Here is a 4,664-nt window from a genome sequence, read left to right on the forward strand (position 1 = left end):
CTCTGCCTGTTCAAAAGCAAGCTTATCTTGCTCTACACGGTTCTTCAACCCTAATAACTTTTCATCATTGACGGCAAATTGAAGGCCTTTATCGATCGTTGTAAAGGCGCTAGAAAATTGTTTATTAGCCAATTCATTTTCTGCCTGATCACTGCTTATTTTAACAATCTTTTTTAATATTTCTTGTTTCACAACTCTTGCCTCATTTTCGGGTAAGGTTGCCAGAACCGAAAGCTTTCCTCCTAAATCATTCACCGTTGCTAACTCATTGATTTCTTTCTTAATCGTGCCAATGGTGATTTTCGTTTGACTCTCCTCTATCTTTTGATGAAAATGCTCAAACAAAGGCGCCTTTTCTCCATTTACCTGTTCCTTTAAACGAGCTAGCTCCTTTGAAGCAGCCTCATATTGCGTATGCCCCATCTTTTCACTTATTTTACTAAGCTCTTGTTCATAGCCTAGTGCTTTTTCAATCACTTCTTTAGAATCGTGTAATGCTATATAATCTGGGCGTTTTAATTGGGCCTTTACCAATTGCTTCAATGCCTTATCAAAATCATTCTTTATAGCCAATTCTTCAGCTGATTCTTTTAATTTTAAAACCTCTCTATTTATCTCCAATTCTTGAAAATAGAAAAAAGCAAGTCCAGAACCAACTAAAACAATGCTTAAGATCGGAGCAATAATGGGTATCAACTTAATCATAGGATGCCTATTCGGTTGCTGCAGATTTTCAGACCTAGTTAATACCTCTTCCTCGTTTTGGGTTTGTGTTTCAGGCTCCTCCAATTCAACCTTAATCTCATCTTCGACACGTGCTTGAACCTCAGAACCACAGCCTGAACAAAAACGAGAGCCTTCCATAAGCTTCTCCCCACATTGATGGCAGTACAATATAACCACACCTTTTAAAGTTTATATAGGTGTATATTACCATAAGATACAAAATGTGTATCTACGAGTCTGAAATAAAGTGAATTCAATAGGGGTCAGAATTATTGAAGAATAGTAAATTATTTAAGTGGGCTATAATAGGTAAAAATCTTAAATGGTCCTTTCATAGTTGCCGTTTGAATGTGAAAGAAGCATCGATGAGAATGATGAAGTGGATTCTTTTAAAGATGACCCCTTATTTAGGGAGTCCTCACCTGCTGATCCATTTCGCTAACCCCATATGGATGGCAAAAAAATGTGTACACATCCTTTAACAGAGTGTACACATTTTTAATGAAGGATAGCATTAATTATTCAAAAGTGTAATGCTGACTTCCTTATGAGCTTCCGCTGCTTTAGTAGTAAAGACAACATCCGCAGAACCCTCTGCATTTGTGACATCCCATCCTGCTAAACCACTAAATTCAGCGGCGATTTTCGCAGCGATGGTTGCAGGAGTGTCAGCTTTTACTAGGTTAATAGTCTTGGTTACATCAGTAGTTCCATCAGAGAAAGAAACATCAAGTGCTCCATCTTTTTGGACAGTTCCTTGGACAGTTAATGTGTTGACTTGGTTCACACCAGGGTGTGGTGCTGAGCCGTCTTGTAAGTCAGTTTGGTCTTCAGGAATGTTTGGATGTCCAGTATGTGTGTATGAAATAGTAATCTTCACATTATAATCCTTTTTCTCTTTTGAAGTGAAAATTACTTTTGAGCCTTCATTTTTAATTTCCCATACAGACTTAAATTTGACCCAAGTCGCTATTCTGCTCTCATCGATACTGTTTACAAGGTTCTTGGCTAATCGTTCGCCATCAAACCTGTTCTGCTCAGGTGGGAGGTAATCGTAAATCGTTTGGATAATAATCGCATTTACACCGTCATTATCATTAAATCTGAAATTCCATCCAGAGTTGCCGCCAGTTGGTTTACCTTCACCAAAGTCAAATACGACAATTTCGGATTTCCCCTCGTTAGCAGCCTCCCCTTTAACCGTATCCTCTAAACTACCTTGAATCTCATTAGGATTCCCAGGATCTGTTGGTCCACCAGTCTCTTCTCCATCCACTTGTGTTGCCACAACCTCCAATTTGATATTTCCTGTTTTCCCTTGGAAGTCAATGTCGTTATCACCGTGTGGCCAGTCAATATAGATTTTAAAACTTTCTGTGTCATAATCAGGTTTAAAAGCTGATGAGTAATCCATTTCAACCCATCGACCATCCAGTTCTCTTTGCATAGAAATGGCAATCGGTGAACCCCCGCCTTCAGGGAATAAGTCCCCACTTGGAGTTAAATTCACCTTGTATTCTACCGGAACTTCCGTATTGTTCTTATTGATTTTGAAGCTGTAGGCCTCAATCGTTTTCATCCCTGGGTAAAGCTTGCCGTCTAAATTAAACTCGCCGTTTCCAATGGTTGTCCCATCTGCATTCACAGCATCTACCTCAAAGCTGGCAGCTGTAGCGGTATTACTGTCGCTAGTGAAGCTTTTGGAAAAATAGGCCACGGTTCCCATAATGGCAATGGCCACAAACAATACAGCAAAAAGACTAAGACTAATCTTCTTCTTCAAGAGTACTTCCCCCTATTAAGTTACTTTTTTGGATACGTTCAATCCTATTTGAATAGCTCCCTTCTCCCCCCTTATTAAGAGACCTCTTTATGTTCTTTTTGAAGCGAAACGAACCTAGTTTTATTTTCCTTATTAAGAACAATACAATTAATTATAGTTCTTAATAACGAATTGTACAAGTGTTTAAAGTTGCATTGTTCTTAATAAGGAACAAATTGAAGGTTTTAAACATTTTTTCCTATATACTTAATTTTAAAAATTGTAGAGATATCCGATTAATTTTCTCTTTTTTATTAGCGATGGCACACATTCGTTAGAACAAACGTAATAGCAAAGCCTGTCCAGTAAAAAGGTTTTTTTGGACAGGTTTAGATGAATTGATTAGTAATACTTTTTCGAGTGATGCGCTAGTATTTGATCCGAAAATTACAAACCATGCTGTCGATGCAGCAGGGAGACATCTTCGGTCCGCGAGGCTAAGAACAGTTCTTATTCTCTAGGAACCATTCCTTGGTGAAATTCATCAGGTTCGCAAATAAATGAGGTGGTTTCGCAAACAAACTGAGTCGTTTCGCAAAAAAACTCTCAAGTTTCGCAAATAAATTAGATTACTCCGGAAAAAAAGGCGCATGGATTGTAGTAATCACAAATCATTTGGTTATTAATGAACGTACATAAAAAGAATCCATAGTTGTTAGGTTTCGGTTTTTCCAAGAAAGATTTTCTCTTTACGACATCTGCTATTATGATTACTCTTTTCAGGAGACTTTTATCAGTTGTTAGGGATTTTTGCGGCACTGAAAGAAGAAGTATTAGCTCGGGGATATTTTATAGCAATTCTTCAATGGGAACCATATGCGAACATACATATTAAACAAACGTTTGATTAATTCTGCATTTTCCCTTGTAGGACAAGCTTTTTCGGCGTTTAATCAAACGTTTGATTAGCTAAAGTTTTGCTTTTTTATCGGAAAACAGAAAGCACAGGGGGTTCCTGTGTTATTGCAACGACCTTAGTAGGCACCTATTATAATACTAAACAAAAGTCACTTTGCAATGAAAGTGACTTTTGTTCCCATTATACAGTTATATTAGGTAAAACCAGTGAAAAAGTGATGAACCTAACTACTGTCAGTTAATCCGCTCTGCCTTCCCTGATATGTTCTTCAACTAGTCATTTTCATACGAAACCTCGTATGTTGCTTTATATTTGCTCAAGTTGGTGGAACCATTATTTCGTTCTTTTGCAGAAATTATGACAGATTTGATTGCCAAGGCGGAAGAGAAACCCGCTAACTTGCCTTAACTGTAAGCTCAGGAGACAAAGCATCTATTGTTAACGATCTCCATGAACGGTCATGGAGCGTACTTGATATCACCGTCTCTATACATTCCCCCAAAAAATTCTCATTCTTGCTACTTCCACTATTAGTTAGAAAATCCACAATGCCTAAACTAAGTTCTCAGCTTTTTACATCTTATTCAAAGATGAAAAAACATAAATGAGTCTTACAACCTGATTGGTTTTGTTGAACCAAGTATGCGGGGTTGTTGAGTCCATGTGAAAGCTATCCCCTGGTTCTAGTTCATATTCATCTTCTCCATGAACTAATGTAAGATTTCCTTCTAATACATAGACAAACTCCTGTCCTCCATGGGTCGATGAGGTTACCTTCGGATTATTCGGAAGTAAAACGACTAGCATTGGCTCGAATAAAGGTGTTGGCAATCCATTTGATAGACTTTGATAAATAAAGTTTGACTGATTTAAAGTGAGGTCTCCCTTAGATTTCTTTCGTACAAAACTTGGCGGCTCGGGTTCAGGAAAAAAGTAACTTCTACTAACTTCTAGTGCTTCGGAAATTTTAGATAAGGATTGAAGAGTAATGGAGGACTTGGAATTTTCCACCTGAGATAAAAAGCTTGTAGAAAGACCTGATTTAACAGCCAAATCCTTTAACGTTAATCCTTTTTTATATCGTAAATCTTTAAGCAGTTTTCCAATATTCTTCTCCATACAAAACTCCTTTTATATCGAAATGTAATAATGATCCTTTTATCTTATTTTACTTGTATAATACCATATTCTCCAAAAATGTCATTTAATTTTTTAAAAGACAGTAACAAAAATTAAGTGACACTGAATTTTTTTTAT

At 37.2% G+C, this 4,664-nt stretch carries 3 protein-coding genes; all 3 read right to left on the reverse strand.

Annotated features, from left to right (window positions below; translation table 11 throughout):
* Positions 1-903 (reverse strand): zinc-ribbon domain-containing protein (locus tag V7149_RS17180; protein WP_438824126.1); only part of this gene is annotated, 903 nt, incomplete at its 3' end.
* 337 nt (positions 904-1,240) lie between these two features.
* On the reverse strand, positions 1,241-2,509 hold the full coding sequence (locus V7149_RS17185; RefSeq protein WP_335346830.1) for a hypothetical protein: 1,269 nt from the start codon (positions 2,507-2,509) through the stop codon (positions 1,241-1,243).
* 1,471 nt (positions 2,510-3,980) lie between these two features.
* Positions 3,981-4,526: a helix-turn-helix domain-containing protein gene (locus tag V7149_RS17190; protein WP_335346831.1), complete on the reverse strand. Its 546-nt coding sequence runs from the start codon at positions 4,524-4,526 to the stop codon at positions 3,981-3,983.
* Positions 4,527-4,664 lie beyond the last annotated feature (138 nt).

The organism is Bacillus sp. JJ1503, assembly GCF_036965125.1.
Lineage (GTDB): Bacteria > Bacillota > Bacilli > Bacillales > Cytobacillaceae > Cytobacillus.

Bases quoted from the DNA above. Each gene is read 5' to 3' on its own strand.
- V7149_RS17190 (WP_335346831.1), bottom strand. From the start codon at position 4,526: ATGGAGAAGAATATTGGAAAACTGCTTAAAGATTTACGATATAAAAAA.